The sequence below is a fragment of the Methylocystis sp. NC52PC genome, from assembly GCF_055698645.1.
In genome coordinates, this window is record NZ_CP170127.1 from 1679659 (window position 1) to 1698580 (window position 18922).

Genomic DNA, 18922 nt, shown 5'->3' on the forward strand with positions numbered 1-18922 from the left:
GCGAAACGTCTGACGGCGCCGATCATGCGCTCGTCTCCATCACCAGCCTGCGGGCATGTTCGACGCTCGGCGTCGTGACCGCAGCGTCGCCCGCATGGCGCGCCGCGCTTTCCGCGGCGTCGCGGAGCCGTTTGGCCGCGGAAATGCGCATGAGAACGGGCGTCGCCTCGACAAGGTCGTCGAGCAAGCGTCTCGCCGCGTCCTCCCAGGGGATTTCGCGGTGAAGCCGCGACGGCGTCGGGGCCACCTTGTCGAGCTCCGTTCCGAGCGGCAGGATGTTGAACAAAGCGTCGAAGAGCGCGTTGCAGACTTCCTGCACGAGATAGACCGCGCCGGCGTAGCCCATGAAGGGCGTGCCGGTGTGGCGCCGGATGATGGCGCCGGGGAAAGACGCCGGCACATAGATGGCGCGCCCGCCGGCTTCGGCGGCGTACATGCGTTCGTTGTAGCTGCCGAAGAGAACCAACGGCGGCGTCTCGTGAATGGCCTTGCGCACCGCGGCATTGTCGGTTTTTTCGCCGGCCTTGCGTCCGATCGCGAAGGCGCAGGGCAGGCCCATTTCGTCTTCGAGGAAATGCCGCAGGCCGCGCGCGTAAGTCTCCGTCGCGACGACGCCGAAGGAGGCCGTGCCAAAGAAGTCCTGCGTAACAGAGCGCCAGAGATCCCAAAGCGGCTTGATCGTCGTGTGTTTCTCGCGCTCGATGAAAGGCTCCGGATCGAGCCCGAGCTCCTCGCCGAGCTTTCGAAGGAACTTGGTCGTGCTGTGCAGGCCGATCGGCGCCTGAAGATAGGGACGATCCAGCGCCTCGCAGAGCTGGCGGCCGAATTCGCGGTACATGCAGATGTTGACGTCGGCGTCCGCGAGGCGCGGCGTGTCGGCGATATGGCTGCCGAGCGGAAACACCATATTGACCTCGGCGCCGACGCCTTCGACGAGGCGGCGGATCTCGGCGAGATCGGACGGCATGTTGAAGACGCCGTAGCAGGGGCCGATGATGTTGACGCGCGGCTTCTCGCCTGGCGCGCGCGCCTTTCGCGGCGGCGCGCGGCCCTTCTTCACGCCATATTCGCTCCACAGCCAGCTCATGGCGCGATTGGCGCATTGCCACTGGTCTTCGTCGATCGTGCGCGGCAGGAAGCGTTGAATGCCGGTGCCTTCCGGCGTCACGCCGCCGCCGATCATTTCCGCGATGGATCCCGTCACGACGACGCTCGGCAGATCGGGATCGAGCGTCGCATGCGCGCGCTTCATCGCGCCCTCGGTGCCGTGGCGGCCGAGCTCTTCTTCCGACAATCCGGTGACGACGATCGGCAGTTCGTGCGGCGGCAAGGCGTCCGTATAATGCAACACCGACGTGACGGGCAGATTCTCGCAGCCGACCGGGCCGTCGATGACGACCTGCAGGCCCTTGATCGCCGTGAAGACATAGACGGCGCCCCAGTAGCCGCCGGCGCGGTCGTGGTCGAGGACTAGCATGAGCCCATCTCCTCGGCCGGCTTTCGCGCCATTCTGGCGCGCTGCTTCTTGCGGAAATCGACGCGATCCTGCGGGGTGTCCTGCCAGACGCCGGCGGCGAATCCGACGCCCACGCCCGCGAAGAAGTCGTTCATCTCGTCGAAGCGCGCGCGATTGCCGATCGCGGCGTTGACGACCTTGGCGAGCGAGCCGGCGCCGGCGACGCCCATCAGCGGACGCGCGGAGATGAGATTGGTGAAATAAAGCGCCGGCGTCGCATTCTGCTTCGCCTTCTGCACCACGGGCGTGGTCCCGATGGCGAGATCGGGCTTGAATTCATCGAAAGCGGCGAGATCCTGCTCGAGCGACGCGCGGAACGCGACATGCACGCCTTTCGCCTCGAGCCAGTCGCGGTCGGCCTCGCTGAAGCGCGTGCGCGGGCAGGCCGTGCCGACATAGCGAAGATCCGCGCCCGACTCGACCAGCAGGCGGCCGACGAGAAGCTCCGACCCTTCATAGCCCGAAAGCGTGATGCGGCCCTTGATGGGCGTCGCCGCAAGCGCGCCTTTTATCGCTGGCAGCACGCGCGCTTTCGCGGCGTCGATCTTGTCGCGCCCGACGTTGCAGGCGGCGCCGATATTTTCGAGCCAGGCCGCCGTCCCGTGATAGCCGACCGGCGCGGAGCCGACGACATTGCGCCCGGCCGCTTCGAACTCGCGCACGCAGGCGGCGTAGAATGGGTGGATCGCCGCCGCCGCGGCGCAATCCAGCGCGCCATAAAGTTCGCGCCATTCGCGCGTCGGAACGACGGGGCCGGCGGCGAGGCCGAGCGGTTCGAGCATTGCGCCGATCTGCATCGGATCAGCGGGGAACATCTCGCCGATGAGGGCGATGGTCGGCATTCCCGCGCGCGCGCCGCGCGGGGCCTGGACCGGGCCCTGTTCCGCCTCGAGGCGCGCGACGCGCAGCATGGCGCCGGCGAGCACGTCCTTCGCCTCCGCATGCGTCGGCACGCCGAAGCCCGGCACGTCGACGCCGATGATCCGTACGCCGTTGATCTCGCGCGGCAGCAGACGCAGCGGCACGCCGGAGGCGGTCGGCACGCAGAGATTGATGATGACGACGGCGTCGTATTTTTCCGGATCGGCGAGCTGATGCGCCGCCGCGCGGATGTCCTCGAACAATTTGCCGGTGACGAGCGTCTCGGAGCTGAACGGCACATAGCCGACCGTGCGCCGCGCGCCGTAGAAATGCGAGGTGAAGGTCAGACCGTAGACGCAGCAGGCGGAGCCAGAGAGCACCATGGCGGTGCGCCGCATGCGCAGGCCGACGCGCAGCGATCCGAAGGCCGGGCACATGCTTTGCGGCTGATCGTGCGGGCCCTGCGGATAATCCTGCGCGTAGCGCCCGAGCGTTTCGCTCATGCCGGCGGCTTGCGCCGCAGCGCGCATCTTCTCCTTTCCGGCATGACAACCGAGACCGTCTTCCGTCGGAGCAGTCTCCTCCATCTCCGGAACGGACCTTTGATAGGGAGCAAGATCGTTCATTGCGGCGCTCCCTCAGATGCTTTCATAGACGACTTCGAGAGACGGCTTTTGCGTCAGCGTTCCGCCGCACATGTCTTCGGGCGTTGCGGGTTCGAGCGTCACGTCGCGCCCGACGGCGTCGCTGGAGAAAAGGCCGAGCAGCTCATCCTGCGTCAGGGGCTTGGGTCGGTTGGGCCGCGACGTCGCGACATTTGTCGCGAGCGCGGCGAAAAGCCCGCCCCAGCGGCCATCGGGACGCCCGATGATCTCGTAGCTCGCGCTCTTGCGGCGGATATCGTCGTCGGCGGGGATCGACGCGAGAATGGGGATTCCCGCCGCCTCGGCGAAGGCCTGCGCCTCGCCGGTTCCGTCATCCTTGTTGACGACGAGGCCGCCGACGCCGACATTGCCGCCGAGCTTGTGGAAATACTCCACCGCCGAGCAGACATTGTTGGCGACGTAAAGCGACTGCAGATCATTGGAGCCGACGACGATGACCTTCTGGCACATGTCGCGGGCGATCGGCAGGCCGAAGCCGCCGCAGACCACGTCGCCGAGGAAATCGAGCAGCACGTAATCGAAGCCCCATTCGTGGAAGCCCAATTTTTCGAGCAGCTCGAAGCCGTGGATGATGCCGCGTCCGCCGCAGCCGCGCCCGACTTCCGGACCGCCGAGCTCCATCGCGAAGACGCCGTCGCGTTTGAAACAGACGTCGCCGATGGCCACTTGGTCCCCAGCCAGCTTCTTCTTCGTCGATGTTTCGATGATCGTCGGACAGGCGCGTCCCCCAAAGAGCAGCGATGTGGTGTCGCTCTTCGGGTCGCAGCCGATGAGCAGCACTTTCTTGCCCTGCTGCGCCATCATGTAGGAGAGGTTGGCGAGCGTGAAGCTCTTGCCGATGCCGCCTTTGCCGTAAATGGCGATGATCTGGGTTTCCTTGGTCGCGACGGTCGGCGTGGGGTCGATCGGCGTCGCGGCTTCCTCTCTGAGCAAATGCGCGGGCGGCGACGCGCGTTCGGCGGCGGTCAGAAAGCCTTCTGCGTCATTCATGCTACCGCCCTCCAGTCGAGCACCATTTTCAGACAGCGCGGATCGTCGAATGCGATCGGATAGGCGACCGGCGCCTGCAGCGCGAAGCGCCGATGCGTGATGAGGTCATCGAGCGAGAGCCGCCCGTCTTCGACGAGGCGAACCACGCCGGAAAGATCGTCGGGCCGCCATTGCGCCGCGACGCGCAACCGCGCCTCGCGCATGAAGGCGGGCGGGAAATCGAAGGCCAGCGGCCGCTCGTAAAACCCCGCGAGCACGATTTCGCCGCCGGGCGCGAGATGCGCAATCAGCCTGTCGAGAATGGCCGGATCGCCGCTCACGTCGTAGATCACGTGGTAATCACGGCGGGTATCCGCATCCGGATCGACGACGGCGTAGCCATCGGCTCCGTCACGACGCTCCGGATCGCGCTCCCAGACGGCTGGTTGGCCGCCGGCCGCAACGCTGAGGCGCGCGAGCAGACGGCCGAGCACGCCATGGCCGACGATGAGTTCGCGCCCCTTGGGCGCGCCGCCGCCGCGCGCGTGATGCGCCGTCGCCGCGAGGGCGAACAGAACGCCCTTGTCACCGAGCGTCTTCGGTATGGCGATGGCGCGCGAGCCCTTGACGACGAGATGCGACGCGGCGCCGCCGAAGAGTCCGCGAACCGCTCCAAAGCACGTTGCGCCCGGCGCAAAGACGCGCTGACCGACCGTGAAGCCGCTCTCGGGGCCGGCTTCGATCACTTCGCCGACGGTCTCGTAGCCTGGCACGAGCGGATAGCCCATGCCGGGGAAATCCGGCATGCGTCCGGTGTAAAGAAGTCTTTCGGTTCCGGTGCTGACGCCGCTCCACAGCGTCGCGACGACGACGTCGGCGTCGCTTGGCGCGTCGATTGGCAAGCGGCTGAGCGCCAACCTGCCGGGCTCCTCGAGGACGATGGCGAGCGCATTGAACATCATCGGCCTTCCGCGCATCCCGCGCCTGACAAGCATAGCCGATAGTCAGTCTATAAAGACATTTCGAAGCGTCAACTAAAAATTACACACGCCGGCCGATAATGACGCTCGCCAAGAGCGGCCGCGGCGTCGGAAGGCGGCGAATGGCTGTAAATCCAGCCTCTTGCAACAACTGCGTCATTTCGGCTTCGCGGCGCGGCCGGCCGCTGCCCATGGCCAGCAGGTAAAAGCCAAAGTAGGCGTCGCCGATCGTTTCGGCGCCCGGCGTTTCGGCCAGGGGCTCGGCCACGAGCAGCGTCCCGCCCGGCGGCAGCGCCGCATGGGCTGCGCCCAGCGCCGCGCGCGCCGTTGCGTCGTCATGGTCGTGCAGCACGCGGATGAGCGTTACAATGTCTGCGCCGGCGGGCAAAGGCTTTTCGAGAAAACTGCCGCCATGCGTCTCGACGCGCGCGAGCCCCCGCGCCGCGAGCCTGTCGCGCGCGCGCTCCGCGACCGGCGGCAGATCGAAGAGCTTCAGGCGCAGCCCCGGATGACGCCCCGCGACGGCCGCAACGAAGGCGCCCTCGCCGCCGCCGACGTCGAGAAGGGTTTGGTGGCGCGCGAACGAATAGGAGTCGAGCACGTCTTCGGCGATGAGCTGCTGCGAGCGCGCCATCAAGGCGCTATAGGCGCCGCAGGCCTGCGAATCGCCGTCGTGGCCTGCCGCATAAGGCCAGAACCGAGAAAGCCGGGTCGTGGTCTCGCCACGCAGCAAGGCGACCGGATCGCGCATGTCGTCGTAGAGCAGGGCATGATGCTCGACGAAGGCGCCGACGGCCGGATTGGCGAGCATCGACGCGCCGAGATCGTCGAGCGCATACCGATCTCCCGGCAGCGCGCGCAGGAGCTTCAGCGACGCGGCGGCGCGCAGCAGACGCCGCGCCGCGTCGGTCGAGAGATCGAGGCGCGCCGCAAGCTCCGTTTCATGCAGCGGACCGGCCGCCAAAATCTCGAACAGCCGCAGCCGCACGCAGGCGAGAAGAATCTGCGAATAGACGAAGCCGGCGCAAAGATCGAACAGCGCCTTGGCGCGGCGGCGCGCAATGACGCGCGTGAGCGGAAAGCTCGCCGCCCAGCGTTGAAAACGCGGGTCCGCGACGCGCTGATTGCGCCAGTTGAGGAAGCGCTCGCGCCAGGAGCGCGCGCCCGACGCCGAGGGCGAAACGGCCGACACCGGCGGGCTCAGGCGGCCGCGCGCGCGAGCTGTTTGGGAAAGAACAGCCTTGTCTGCGCCTCGATGAGCTGTCGCAACTCCAGTGCGCCCGGGCAATCCGGGACGGAGGCCACCGCCGCCTTCACCAAGCCTTCCAGGCGCGCTTTCGCCCCGTCGACGCCGAGCTCCGCGGCGGCGTTGGGCCGCAGCCGAATCGCGTCCTGTCCGATGGGCTTGCCGAGTTCCTCCGCGTCACAGAGAACGTCGCGAAGATCGTCGGCGACCTGATAGGCTTCGCCGAGCTTTTCGCCCAACGCCCGCCACGGCTCGGGATCATGCCCCGCGGCGGCCGCGCCGCCCATGGTCGCGGCGACGAACAGCGCGCCCGTCTTGGCGCGCTGGTAATCGGAGAGCGGGACCGCAACCTCGCATTCCCAGGCCTGTCCGGCGACAATGCCATGCGGCGAGCCGACCGATTGCGCGACAATGCCGATCAGCGTCGCCATTTGCGCGGGATTGCGCCGCGCCGCGCCGCCAAGCGTCGCGAAGGCGTGCACGATCAGCGCGTCGCCCGCCAGCACGGCGAGCGCCTCGCCATATTCGACATGAACCGAGGCCTTGCCGCGGCGAAGGCCGGCGTCGTCGAAGCAGGGGAGGTCATCGTGGACGAGCGAGGCGCAATGCAAAAGTTCAATCGCCACGGCCGTCGCGTCGGAGGCGATGCGGTCGGGATCGCCGCAGGCGTTGGCGACCGCCAGACAGAGCTGCGGCCGGATGCGGTGGCCCGCCGGAAACACCGCATAATGCAAGGCGGAAGCGAGGAGGGGAGGCGCGCCGGGCCCCCGCGCCAGCGCAACGGCCTGCTCCAGCGCCTCTTCGATCCGCGCGGCAGTCTGCATGGCTTGCCTCCGTCATTTTGTCTAGACGCTCTGACTGTCATTAAATATTGACAGATTTGCCGACTGAGTCAATTGTCTTGCTCCTCTTGGAGCGAACCGCGCAGGCGGAAGGCGAAGACATGCGAACGCAGCGCGTGATTGTGATAGGGGCCGGCGTCGGCGGGCTCGTCGCCGCGCTGCTGCTGTCGGCGCGCGGCTTCGAGGTGACGGTGATCGAGCGCGCCGAGAGCCCGGGCGGCAAGATGCGCGAGGTCGAGGCGGGCGGGCTCAGACTCGACGCCGGCCCGACGGTCTTCACCATGCGCTGGGCGTTCGACGAGATTTTCGACGAGGCGGGCGCGGACTTCGCCAGTCTCCTGCGCCTGCGGCCCGCCGAGATTCTCGCGCGACACGCGTGGCAGGATGGCGCGCGCCTCGATCTGTTCGCCGATTTGGCGCGCAGCGCCGACGCGATCGCCGCTTTGGCGGGGCCTGCCGAGGCCGAGGGCTTTCGCCGCTTCTGCGCGCGGGCGCGGTCGATCTACGAAACCTTGCGCAATTCCTTCATTCTCGCGCAGCGGCCGAGCCCCGTGCGTCTCGTGCGCCGCGCGGGTTTCGGCGGTCTGCCGAACCTCCTGCGCATCTCGCCCTTCACGACGATGTGGGACGAGCTCGGCAAATATTTCCGCGATCCGCGCTTGCGCCAGCTCTTCGGCCGCTATGCGACTTATTGCGGATCGTCTCCCTTCGCCGCGCCGGCGACGCTGATGCTCGTCGCGCATGTCGAAATGGACGGCGTATGGGTCATCGATGGCGGCATGCACAGGCTCGCCTGCGCGCTCGCCGATCTCGCGCAGGCGCGCGGGGCCGACTTTCTCTACGCGCGCAACGTCGCGCGCATCCTGGTGCGGTCCGGCCGCGTCGCCGGCGTCGCGCTGGATAACGGCGAAACCATCGAAGCCGACGCCGTCGTCATGAATGGCGACGTCGCGGCGCTGCGCGCCGGCCTGCTGGGCGCCGACGCCCAGAGCGCCGCCCGCGACGCGCCGGGCGCGCAGCCGTCGCTGTCGGCGATGACGCTGGCGATGCGCGGGCGGGCGACGGGCTTTCCGCTCGTCCGCCACAATGTGTTTTTCTCACGCGATTACCGCGCCGAATTCGACGACATTTTCGCGCGCCGCCGCCTGCCCGCCGCGCCGACCGTCTATGTCTGCGCGCAGGACCGCGACGATGACGACGCGGCGCGCGACGACGAGCGGCTGTTCGCGCTGGTCAACGCGCCCGCTGGAGACGGCGCCGGCGACATTTCGCAGGAGGAGTTCGGCCGATGCGAGGACTCAATGATGCAAACGCTCGCGGATTGCGGCCTGCGGATCAGCGCGGCGGCGACGTCGCGTACGGCCCCGGCGGACTTCGCGCGGCTTTTTCCGGGAACGGGCGGGGCGATCTACGGTCAGGCCTCGCACGGATGGATGGCGTCCTTCACCCGCCCGGGCGCGCGGACGCGTCTGCCGGGTCTTTATCTTGCGGGGGGCAGCGTTCATCCGGGACCGGGCGTGCCGATGGCCGCGATTTCGGGACGGCTCGCGGCCCACTCCTTGACGGCGGATTTGATTTCGACGCGGCCGTCACGCCGGGCGGCTATCGCTGGTGGTATGTCGACGCCGTAAGCGACGACGGCGCATTCGGCTTCACCGTCATCGCCTTCATTGGAAGCGTCTTCTCGCCCTATTACGCCTGGTCCGGCTGGCGCGATCCCTATCGGCACTGCGCGGTGAATGTTGCGCTGTACGGACCGCGCGGCGCGCGCTGGGCGATGACGGAGCGCGGGCGCACGCGCCTGCGGCGGTCGCCAAACGTCCTGGCCATCGGCCCGAGTTCGATGCAATGGCGCGATGGCGCGCTCATCATTCGCGTCGATGAAATCGCCGCGCCGATCCCGAGGCGCATTCGCGGCGAAATCCGGGTCGAGCCGCAAGGGGTCAATGCGCATGCGTTCACGCTCGAAGCGCGCGGCCGTCACGTCTGGCGGCCAATCGCGCCCGCCGCGCGCGCTTCTATCGAGCTGGAGGCGCCTGATCTGCGTTGGCAAGGGCACGCCTATTTCGATACGAACGGCGGCGACGAGCCGCTCGAAAAAGCGTTTTCTTTCTGGACATGGTCGCGCGCGCGCCTGAACGACGGCGCCGCGATTTTCTACGATGCGGAAAGACGCCGGGAAGCGCCCCTGTCGCTCGCGCTTCGCTTCGACGCCGCGGGCGCGGTCTCGACGCTGGAGCCCCCGCCGATCGCGGCCCTGCCGAAGACGAAGTGGCGCGTGCCGCGCTATACGCGCGCCGAGGCGGGCGCGGCGCAGCTGCGGCGCACGCTCGAAGATACGCCATTTTACGCGCGCTCGCTGATCTCGACCCGCTTCGACGGCGACCCGGCCGACTGGGTCCATGAGAGCCTGTCGCTCGATCGCTTCGCCCATCCGCTCGTGCGGCTGATGCTGCCCTTCCGCATGCCGCGGCGCGATTGACGCCTCAGTCGGGCTTGTCGCGCGACTGTTCGCGCCGAAGCCGTTGGCGCGCCTTCTCGGTCGCATGGAGCTGCCAGACGCAGAAAGCGATCAGCAGGCCGAAAGAGAACGCCATTTCCACTAAGCCGTAAGAGGATTCCGGCATTCGCTACTCTCCGAAGCGCTCGGCGCGTTCGAGCCGCTCGAACATCTCCAGCGTGCGAACGAACTGCAGGACGAAACCGGCGGCTTGGGCAGGCGCGCCACGCACGGGCTCGCGCGCGACGGCGTCGACCAGAAACGCAGCGGAGTCGAGCGCCGGGGCCGGCGCGCCGCGCGACAGCCAGGGCGAGAGCGCGACGGCCTTTCCGAGCAAAGCGACCTTGGCGCCGCCGTTCACCCGCGCGCGGTGAGAGATCGAGTCGAAGGCGTGGCGACGGCCGAGCGTGCGGCCGATCTCGGCGTAAAGAAGCGCTGCGGCGAGGATCGCGGGGCGGCAGCTCTTTGGCAGATGCGCGACGCCGCGCCGGGCGCGTGCGTAAAGGAGATCGGCCTCGTCGAGCAAGCGCGCGACGACAGTCTTCACCGCCGGCGTCGCGACCGGCGCGGCAAGAAAGGCGTCGGGATCAATTTCAGCTTCGAGTAGCCAGGCCAGCGGCAGATAGAGGCGGCCGGCGCGCGCATCTTCGCCAACGTCGCGGGCGATATTGGTGAGTTGCATGGCGACGCCGAGATCGCAGGCGCGGGCGAGCGTCGCGGAATCGCGCACGCCCATCATCAGCGTCATCATCACGCCGACGGCGCCGGCGACGCGCATGGCGTAGGCCTGAAGATCGTCGAAAGTCTCGTAGCGCCGCCCTTCGGCGTCCCAGGCCAGTCCTTCGAGCAGCGCTTCCGGCGCGGCACGCGGGATGGCGTAGTCGCGCATGACGTCCGCCATGGCGCGGTCCGCCGGCGCATCCTGCGGGCGTCCCTCGTAAGCCAGGGCGAGACGCGCACGCAGACGTGCGACGGCGTCGAGCGACCCGCCGTCGAGATCGACGGCGTCGTCGGAGAGACGACAGAAGGCGTAGAGTCCGTATGCGGGCTTGCGCACGCGCGGCGGCAACAGCAGCGAGGCGGCGTGAAATGAGCGCGACCCCACGCGGATGGCGGCGGCGCAGTGCGCATGGTCGGCGGCGGTAGCAAAGGAATACTTAGGCGAAAACGGATGCATGCGGCGCCACCTTGTCGAGAATACGCGCCGAGGAAAGCACGCCCGGCAGACCGGCGCCCGGATGCGTTCCCGCGCCGACGAGAAAAAGATTGCGCACGTCCTCGCTCGCATTATGCGGCCGGAACCAGGCGCTCTGCGTCAGAATCGGTTCGAGACCGAAGGCGGCGCCGCGATAGGCGTTGAGATCGGCTTCGAAATTGAGCGGCGTCGTAATGCGGGACGTTACGATCTCCGAGGAGAGGCCGGGCAGAACGCTGGCTTCCAGAAAGGCGGCGATACGGCGTCGATAAGACGGCGCGATCTCGGACCAGTCCTGTCCGCCGTCGAGATTGGGAACGGGCGAGAGCACGTAAAAGGCGTCGCATCCGGGCGGCGCCAGGGAAGGGTCCGTCGCCGTCGGCCGATGCAGATAAAGGCTGAAATCCTGCGCGAGAATCTTTCGCTCGAAAATATCCTTCAGCAGTTCGCGATACCGCGGCCCCATCAGGATGGTGTGATGCGCCACGTCGTCGTAGCGCCGGCGCGTCCCGAAATACCAGAGGAACAGGCTCATCGAATAGCTGGCGCGGGCGAGCTTGCGGTCGCTCCAGCGTCGGCGCGCCGAAGCGGGAAGGAGATGGCGATAGGTCCAGGCGGAATCGGCGTTGGAGACAACGATGTCGGAGTGGATTGTCTCCCCGTCCGCAAGGCGAACGCCGCGCGCCGCGCCTCTTTCGACGATGATCGACTCGACGTCGCAGCCATAGCGGATGTTTCCGCCCTGCCCGTCGATGAGGTCGACGAGGCCCGACACCAGCGCCCCCGTGCCGCCCATGGCGAAATGCACGCCCCAGCGATTTTCGAGCGCCGCGATCAGACAATAGATCGCGCTGGCGCGAAACGGGTTGCCCCCGATCAGCAGCGGATGAAAGCTGAAGATGGTGCGCAGACGCTCGTCTCGGAAATGTTGCGAGACCAGCGCATAGACGCTGCGGTAGCCCTGCAGCCGGATGAGATCCGGCGCGATGCGCGCCATGTCGAGCGGCGACGAAAAGGGAACGTCGCCGAGCTGTTCGAAACCAATGCGGCAGATTTCTCGGCTCGCTTCCATGAAGCGCATGAAGCCGTCGACGTCGGCGGGCGAAAAGCGCGCGACCTCGGCGCGCATCGCCGCCATGTCGCCGCTATAATTAAAGCAGGCGCCGTCGTCGAAGCGAATGCGATAGAAGGGCGACATCGGCTTCAGTTCGACGTCGTCCGCCATGCGGCGCCCGCACAACGCCCAGAGCTCCTCGAAAAGAAACGGGGCCGTGACGATGGTTGGGCCGGCGTCGAAAGTAAAGCCGTCTTGACGATAGACATAGGCGCGCCCGCCGGGCGCGTCGCGCTTCTCCAGCACCGTGACCCGATAGCCCCGCGCCCCCAGGCGGATGGCGGCCGCAAGCCCGCCAAATCCGCCGCCGATCACCACGGCCCGCGCTCGGGCCGCTGGCGTCTTCGGGAAGCGCTCGGCAAGTGTCAACATAAGTGGACAGTAGCGCGCGCGGCTGGAATGATCAAGCCGGATTGACAGCCGCACAGCCGCGCCTTCGCCGGAACACCTCCGGTTCACGTGGGTTGATCCCGCGCCAAACGAGCGGAGGAGGCCTCGATGACTGAAGGAAATTTTGCATGGCTGTTGCCTGTCTGGCTGATCGGCGCGCCCTTCTTGATCGGGCTGGTCGAGTATTTCAGACTGCCGAAAAGCCAGCGCTAGGGGCAGGCAGTGAACCCACACGGCCGCGGCGGCGCACAGCGGCGCGCGTCACGTGGAGGGTTCGCGCGGCTGCCTGGCCAAAGGGAAACACGGTCTTGAGAAGCTGCGCGCCTAACATGCGCGCAGCTTTTTCTTTGTGCATTTCACACCAAGCCGGCTTTACAGGCGGGCGCGGAGAAGGCCGGAGCAGGCGATCGAACTAAGCTTCTTCTTTTTTCTTCGAAAATGCGATTGGAGATAATGCGCGCCGGCGCGCGTCAAGCCGTGAACGAGCGCCATGGGCGGGCGATCGCCTGCTGCGGGAATTACAGGAAACGCTTATGCCGATCTTTCCCGCTCAACATTACCGATAAATCGTGAAGACACGCCCCAGCCCGTAAATTTATATGCAGGCGGATCGTCTCTCCCATAAAGCGCGGCAAGCGCTCCCAAGGAAGCGACCTTCAACGAACCACGACGGCTCCAGAAGAGCGTGGACCGTCTTTACGAGGCGACGTCGCCCTTACAAGAAGCCTTAAACCGGCCTTGCGGGACGTCGCAGGAGGACTCGTCGATGAGGAAATTCCTGAATTCCGTTTCCCTGCTGTCGGTCTTGATCGCGACGCCCTTCGCGATGACGATGGCGGCGCGAGCCGAAGACCGGCTCGAGGCGCTCACCAAGAGCGAAGACAATTGGGCGATGCAGGGCAAGAACTACAGCGCCAACCATTACAGCACGCTGACCCAGGTTAACGCCGAGAATGTCAAGAACCTGAAGGTCGCCTGGTCGTTCTCGACCGGGCTGCTGAGCGGCCACGAGGGCGCCCCGATCGTCGTCGACGGCAAGATGTATGTCCATACGTCCTTCCCCAACAACACTTTCGCGCTCGATCTCAGCGATCCGACGCGAATCCTGTGGCAGCACAAGCCCAAGCAGAACGCCGCCGCGCGCGCTGTCGCCTGCTGCGACATCGTCAATCGTGGCCTTGCTTATTGGCCGGGCGACGGCAAAGCGCCCGCGCTGATCATCAAGACGCTCCTCGACGGCAATGTCGTCGCGCTCAACGCGGAGACGGGACAGGAATATTGGAAGGTCGAAAACTCCGATTTCAAGGTCGGCTCGACGCTGACCGTCGCCCCACATGTTTACAAAGACGTCGTCCTGATCGGCAGTTCGGGCGCAGAACTCGGCGTGCGCGGCTATATGACGGCCTATGACGTTCGCACCGGCGAGCAGAAGTGGCGCGCCTATGCGACGGGTCCGGACTCCGACGTGCTGATCGGCGACGACTTCAACAAGGCCAATCCGCATTACGGCCAGAAGGGCCTCGGCACCTCGACCTGGGAAGGCGACGCCTGGAAGATTGGCGGCGGCACCAACTGGGGCTGGTTCGCCTTCGATCCGGGCACGAACCTCGTCTATTACGGCAGCGGCAATCCGGCGCCGTGGAACGAAACCATGCGCCCGGGCGACAATAAATGGACGATGACCATCTGGGGTCGCGACCTCGAGACCGGCCAGGCCAAGTTCGGCTATCAGAAGACGCCGCACGACGAGTGGGACTATGCGGGCATCAACTTCATGATGCTCTCGGAGCAGAAGGACAAGGAAGGCAAGCTGCGCAAGCTCCTGACCCATCCGGACCGCAATGGCATCGTCTACACGCTCGACCGCACCGACGGCACGCTGATCTCCGCCGACAAGATCGACGACACGGTCAATGTCTTCAAGAAGATCGACCTCAAGAGCGGCCAGCCGGTGCGTGATCCGGAATATGGCACGCGCATGGACCATCTCGCCAAGGACGTCTGCCCCTCGGCGATGGGCTATCACAACCAGGGTCTCGACTCCTATGATCCGACCAAGGAGCTGTTCTTCCTCGGCGTGAACCACATCTGCATGGATTGGGAGCCCTTCATGCTTCCCTACCGCGCGGGGCAGTTCTTCGTCGGCGCGACGCTCAATATGTATCCGGGTCCGAAGGGCGATCGTCAGAAGGCCGAGGGCCTTGGCCAGATCAAGGCCTACAACGCCATCACCGGGCAGTTCAAATGGGAGAAGATGGAGCGCTTTGCGGTTTGGGGCGGCACGGCCGCGACCGCCGGCAACGTCGTCTTTTATGGAACGCTCGACGGCTTCATCAAGGCTCGCCACAGCGACACCGGCGAATTGCTCTGGAAGTTCAAACTGCCCTCGGGCGTCATCGGCCATCCCATCGTCTATCAGCACAAGGGCGTTGAATATGTCGCCATCCTGTATGGCGTCGGCGGTTGGCCGGGCGTTGGTCTCGTGTTCGACCTCCAGGATCCGACGGCTGGTCTCGGCGCGGTCGGCGCGTTCAAGCAGCTCGCCAATTATACGCAGATGGGCGGCGGCGTCATGGTGTTCTCCCTCAACGGCCAGGGCCCCTACGATAATCTGAGCCTCGGCGAATACAAGGCAAACTAGTCTCCTCCCGCTTGCAATAGCGATTGTGAGGCGCTTGCTCGGACGCACCCCCATGCGTCCGCGCAATGCGAGGCAAAATGACGGAAGAAGTAAAAATGTCGCGTGTCATCCGCTCGTCCATCAGGTTCGGCGCCGCTGCTTTGGCGATGCTTGGAGCCGCCAGCGCATCCGCCGCCTCTCTCGGCGTCTCCGGCGACGCCGCGGCCAGCGCTTCGGCGCAGTCGGCGTTGTCGGCGCCGGCCGCCGATCCCAACGTGCTGCGCATTTGCGCCGCGAAGAATCAGCCGCCCTTATCGATGGAAGACGGCTCAGGCCTCGAGAACAGGATTGGCGTCGCGCTTGCCGACGCCATGAAGCGCAAAGCGCAATTCGTCTGGTCCGATCGCCCGGCGATCTATCTTGTTCGCGACTATCTCGACAAGAATCTTTGCGATGTGATCGTCGGTCTCGACACGGGCGATCCGCGCGTCTCGACGTCCAGGCCCTATTATCGCACCGGCTACGTCTTCGTGACGCGAGCCGATCGCGATCTCGACGTGAAGTCTTGGAACGACGCGCGACTCAAGAAGGTCGGTCATATCGTCGTCGCCTTCGGGTCGCCCGGCGAAGTCCTCCTCAAGGACAAGGGGCAATATGAAGACAATATGGCTTATCTCTATTCGCTGGTGAACTTCCGATCGGCGCGGAATCAGTACACGCAGATCGACCCGAGCCGAATGGTTGGAGAGGTCGTGAACGGCTCTGCCGAAATCGCGGTCGGCTTTGCGCCGGACGTAGCGCGCTACGCGAAAGAGTCGACGACGCCGTTGCGCATCACCCTTATCGAGGACGATGCAGCCAAGAGCAACGGCGAAAAGGTTGCGCAGCGCTTCGATCAGTCGGTTGCGGTCCGACGCGACGACAAGGCGTTGCTCGCCGCGGTCGATGCGGCGCTCGTTTCGGCCAAACCCAAGATCGAGGAAATTCTCAAGGCGGAAGGCGTGCCGCTTCTCCCCCTCGGCCAATAGATGAGCGGCGATTACTGAACAGGAAGCAAAAACGTGTCGAACCATAAGAAAAGCGCGGCCCGCATCATCGGCGCCTCGATCGGCGGCATCCTCGCGGCGACGGCGCTGGCGCAATCGGCCATCGCGTTTAGAAACACCATCACCGGCGAAGTGCTGAATTTCAGCGACGCGCTGCCAGAAGGGAAAGACACGCCGGCGGTCAAGGAATTCATGTCGACCGGCAAAAATCCTTATAATGAGGACGTAAGCTGCCTGAAACAGGGAGAGCAGATTTTCCTCTCGGCCTGTTCCGGCTGCCACGGTCATCTCGCCGAAGGCAAGATCGGCCCCGGCCTCAACGACGCTTATTGGACCTATCCGCAGAACGAGACCGACGAGGGGCTCTTCTCAACGATCTACGGCGGCGCCCAGGCGTCGATGGGGCCGCAATATCAGAATCTTCAGCTCGACGAGATGCTGAAGGTCATGGCCTGGATTCGTCATCTGTTCAAGGAGGCGCCGGAAAAGGCGACCTGGCTGACGGACGCCCAGCGCAAAGCCTTCAAGCCTTACGGCGGCCATGAGGAGCTGCCGGAAAATCCCCCCGGCAAATGTCAGGTCAAGAAATAAGGCCAGAATCCGCGCAGTGTTCCGCCCCCATCGGCCGGAGGCGCAATCAAAGAGGCTCTTGCCTCACAAATGGAGGAACCAGGGATGCGTAAGATCCATGTCGCCGCGGCGCTTGCCGTCGGCATTGTCTTCGGCGCCGGGAGCGCGCTCGCCTATGACGGGACGAAGTGCAAGTCGCCCGGCAACTGCTGGGAGCCCAAGCCCGGCTTCCCCGAAAAGGTGGAAGGCTCGAAATACGATCCCAAGCACGACCCGAAGGAGCTCGCCAAGCAGCAGGCGTCGATCCAGAGCATGGAAGAGCGCAACAAGAAGCGAGTCGAAAACTTCAAGAAGACCGGCAAATGGGAATATGACGTGAGCAAGATCGCTCAGTGACGGCATTCGCCGCGTCCATGACGCGACGAAGGTAAGCGGCCACGATCTGGACTAAGGCGTTATTCGGCAACAGCGCGCTTTTAGTCTTTTCCCGAGATCGTGGCCGCCTTTTTTGGCGATGCTCTAAGGTTTGCGCCTTGAATCGGGTCTCACACACGAAGCGAAATCTCGAGGAATGGCGCGACCGCGCGCTTGCATTCGAGCTGGAAGTCCAAAAAGCGGTCGTCGGCCAGGCGCGCGTGATCAGGCTCGTGACGGTGTGCATCTTCGCGCGTGGCCATGTCATGATCGAAGGCGACGTCGGCGTCGGCAAGACAACGCTGCTGCGCGCCGTTTCCCGTGCGTTAGGCGGGGACTTCACCCGTGTCGAAGGCACAGTCGACATGATGCCGAGCGATATTTTATATCACACTTATCTCGGCGACGACGGTCGCCCACGCGTTGAAGCCTCGGAGCTCCTACGCCTCGCCGAGACGCTGCCGGTCTTCTTCTTCAACGAGATCAATCGCGCGCGGCCGCAGGTCCATTCGCTGCTTTTGCGTCTGATGGCAGAAGGAAGCGTCACGGCGTTCAACCGCTTATATCGCTTTCCCTATCTCCAGGTCTTCGCGGACCGCAATATGGTCGAACGCGAGGAGACATTCGAACTGCCGGCCGCCGCACGCGATCGCTTCTTCATGGAAATTCCCATGGGCGCGCCGAGCGACCCGGAGGCGCGGCGCAAGCTCGTTTTTGATCCAGCCTTCCAGGATGTGGACGCGCTTCTCGAGCGTGTCGCGCCCGGCACGGTGGATTATCGCGAGATCGGCCGGGCTGCGCGTGCGATTCAGGAGACCGTGACGGCGAGCGGCGCTCTCGAAAGCTATGTGCTGGCGCTCTGGGCAGGCCTTACGCAACCCGCTTCCATCGGCATAACCCTGCGGGATATCGACGTCTCGACGCTTGTCAAAGGCGGCGCCAGTCCGCGCGGGCTCGCTACGCTGGCGCGCGCGGCGCGCGTGCGCGCCTGGCTGGAAGGCCGAGACTATTTGACGCCGGACGATATCAGAGACGTTTTTTTCGAGGTCATGGCGCATCGCATCTTCGTCGATCCGATCTACGCTTTGCGCGGCGAGGAGCCAGTGAAGCAACTCTGCCAAGCTGTCTTCGAAGCGACTCCGGTCCCATGACGATGCAAACCGACATCATGTACCGTCCGAGCGGGCGCTTCCGGTCCAATCATGCCGGCGCGCATGTATCGAGCGAGGTCGGCGGCTTCGGCGTATTTCGCGATCAGACGCCTTTCTTGCGCTACCCCGACGCCAGACGCATCGACCTGCGTGCGACCTTGCGCGATCCCTTCGGCGAGACCCATGTCCGGCGCTTCGAACAGCGGAGCGCGATCGATGTCTACGCCGTTGTCGACCTTTCCGCGTCCATGAGTTTCGTCGGCGCCGTCGACCGATTCGCAGTCGCCTGCGATATCTGCGCGGCCCTTGCCTTTTCCGCGACGAGGCTCGGCGACCGTTTCGGCCTTATCGCCGGGGGCGATGTCGTGAGCGCGCGCGTGTTTTGCCCCGCGACGCGATCTCGACACGCGGCGCTTCGAGCCGTTGACAAGCTTCGAGAAGAGAGTCCCGCGGGCGCGAGCGTGGAGGGTTTGAAAGACGCCGCAAAACGGCTTGGCGCGGCGCGCAAGCTCGTGCTGCTCATCTCCGACTTTCGCTGGTCGACGCGGCTGACGCGGAGCGTCTTCGATCTGCTCGCCCTTCATGACGTCCTGCCGGTTGCGCTCGTCGACTCTTGCGAACTCGATCCGCCACGCTGGGGCCTGCTCGAGTTACGCGATCCGGAGACCGCGCGGCGGCGTCTGATGGTGATGAGGCCAGCTCTGCGCGAGAAATGGATCGACGCAGAGGCGAGGCGTAGAGACCGATTGATCCAGCTGGCGGCCGGACGCCTTCGCCCGCCGATCTTCATCGAGAATCGCTTCGATCCCAGGTCCCTCAGCTCGCGCCTGATGACGGCGTGAG

At 65.5% G+C, this 18922-nt stretch carries 17 protein-coding genes; 8 read left to right on the top strand and 9 right to left on the bottom strand.

Annotation, left to right across the window (positions count from 1 at the left end):
* Positions 1 to 22: 22 nt before the first annotated feature.
* The 6 genes from bchZ to ACETII_RS10115 all read right to left on the bottom strand — a co-directional run bounded on the left by bchZ (position 23) and on the right by ACETII_RS10115 (position 7061).
* A complete protein-coding gene (bchZ, locus tag ACETII_RS10090; RefSeq protein WP_472787928.1) occupies positions 23 to 1477 on the bottom strand; it encodes a chlorophyllide a reductase subunit Z in 1455 nt (484 codons plus the stop codon).
* The gene (bchY, locus tag ACETII_RS10095; protein WP_472787929.1) at positions 1471 to 3003 is read right to left on the bottom strand and encodes a chlorophyllide a reductase subunit Y; all 1533 of its coding nucleotides are present in this window, start codon (positions 3001 to 3003) and stop codon (positions 1471 to 1473) included. The genes bchZ and bchY overlap by 7 nt, the downstream gene beginning before the upstream one ends.
* 12 nt (positions 3004 to 3015) lie before the next feature.
* Positions 3016 to 4032 carry a chlorophyllide a reductase iron protein subunit X gene (locus ACETII_RS10100; RefSeq protein ID WP_472787930.1) on the bottom strand — a complete coding sequence of 339 codons (1017 nt, stop codon included), beginning with the start codon at positions 4030 to 4032 and terminating at the stop codon, positions 3016 to 3018.
* The gene (bchC, locus tag ACETII_RS10105) at positions 4029 to 4973 is read right to left on the bottom strand and encodes a chlorophyll synthesis pathway protein BchC (protein WP_472787931.1); all 945 of its coding nucleotides are present in this window, start codon (positions 4971 to 4973) and stop codon (positions 4029 to 4031) included. The genes ACETII_RS10100 and bchC overlap by 4 nt, the downstream gene beginning before the upstream one ends.
* Before the next feature lie 79 nt (positions 4974 to 5052).
* Positions 5053 to 6183, bottom strand: coding sequence for a methyltransferase (locus ACETII_RS10110; protein ID WP_472787932.1), 1131 nt, complete (start codon positions 6181 to 6183; stop codon positions 5053 to 5055).
* Positions 6184 to 6191: 8 nt separating this feature from the next.
* Positions 6192 to 7061: a polyprenyl synthetase family protein gene (locus ACETII_RS10115; RefSeq protein ID WP_472787933.1), complete on the bottom strand. Its 870-nt coding sequence runs from the start codon at positions 7059 to 7061 to the stop codon at positions 6192 to 6194.
* A 119-nt stretch (positions 7062 to 7180) separates the two neighbouring features.
* On the opposite strand from ACETII_RS10115, the gene crtD reads away from it, so the two are divergent.
* A complete protein-coding gene (gene crtD / locus ACETII_RS10120) occupies positions 7181 to 8710 on the top strand; it encodes a 1-hydroxycarotenoid 3,4-desaturase CrtD (RefSeq protein WP_472787934.1) in 1530 nt (509 codons plus the stop codon).
* Positions 8711 to 8814: 104 nt separating this feature from the next.
* On the top strand, positions 8815 to 9561 hold the full coding sequence (locus ACETII_RS10125) for a hydratase (protein ID WP_472787935.1): 747 nt from the start codon (positions 8815 to 8817) through the stop codon (positions 9559 to 9561).
* A 4-nt stretch (positions 9562 to 9565) separates the two neighbouring features.
* Here ACETII_RS10125 and ACETII_RS10130 read toward each other — a convergent pair whose 3' ends face one another.
* From ACETII_RS10130 to ACETII_RS10140, 3 genes are read right to left on the bottom strand one after another with little or no spacing between them, the layout of a single operon-like run.
* Positions 9566 to 9706 (bottom strand): hypothetical protein, encoded by a 141-nt coding sequence (locus ACETII_RS10130; RefSeq protein ID WP_363345530.1) that lies wholly within the window; start codon positions 9704 to 9706, stop codon positions 9566 to 9568.
* A 3-nt stretch (positions 9707 to 9709) separates the two neighbouring features.
* Entirely contained in the window at positions 9710 to 10756 is a 1047-nt protein-coding gene (locus ACETII_RS10135; protein ID WP_472787936.1) for a phytoene/squalene synthase family protein, read from the bottom strand.
* Positions 10737 to 12260: a phytoene desaturase gene (locus tag ACETII_RS10140; protein WP_472787937.1), complete on the bottom strand. Its 1524-nt coding sequence runs from the start codon at positions 12258 to 12260 to the stop codon at positions 10737 to 10739. Before ACETII_RS10140 ends, ACETII_RS10135 begins: the two co-directional genes overlap by 20 nt.
* A gap of 784 nt (positions 12261 to 13044) precedes the next feature.
* On the opposite strand from ACETII_RS10140, the gene ACETII_RS10145 reads away from it, so the two are divergent.
* The 6 genes from ACETII_RS10145 to ACETII_RS10170 all read left to right on the top strand — a co-directional run bounded on the left by ACETII_RS10145 (position 13045) and on the right by ACETII_RS10170 (position 18921).
* Positions 13045 to 14919, top strand: coding sequence for a methanol/ethanol family PQQ-dependent dehydrogenase (locus ACETII_RS10145; protein ID WP_472787938.1), 1875 nt, complete (start codon positions 13045 to 13047; stop codon positions 14917 to 14919).
* Between the two features lie 95 nt (positions 14920 to 15014).
* Positions 15015 to 15926, top strand: coding sequence for a methanol oxidation system protein MoxJ (gene moxJ, locus ACETII_RS10150; protein ID WP_472787939.1), 912 nt, complete (start codon positions 15015 to 15017; stop codon positions 15924 to 15926).
* A gap of 33 nt (positions 15927 to 15959) precedes the next feature.
* Entirely contained in the window at positions 15960 to 16535 is a 576-nt protein-coding gene (gene moxG, locus ACETII_RS10155; RefSeq protein WP_472787940.1) for a cytochrome c(L), periplasmic, read from the top strand.
* An 84-nt stretch (positions 16536 to 16619) separates the two neighbouring features.
* Positions 16620 to 16910, top strand: coding sequence for a methanol dehydrogenase [cytochrome c] subunit (locus ACETII_RS10160; RefSeq protein ID WP_363345542.1), 291 nt, complete (start codon positions 16620 to 16622; stop codon positions 16908 to 16910).
* Positions 16911 to 17047: 137 nt separating this feature from the next.
* The gene (locus ACETII_RS10165) at positions 17048 to 18079 is read left to right on the top strand and encodes an AAA family ATPase (RefSeq protein WP_472787941.1); all 1032 of its coding nucleotides are present in this window, start codon (positions 17048 to 17050) and stop codon (positions 18077 to 18079) included.
* Complete coding sequence (locus ACETII_RS10170) at positions 18076 to 18921, top strand: DUF58 domain-containing protein (RefSeq protein WP_472787942.1); 846 nt, start codon at positions 18076 to 18078, stop codon at positions 18919 to 18921. The genes ACETII_RS10165 and ACETII_RS10170 overlap by 4 nt, the downstream gene beginning before the upstream one ends.
* Position 18922: the final 1 nt, after the last annotated feature.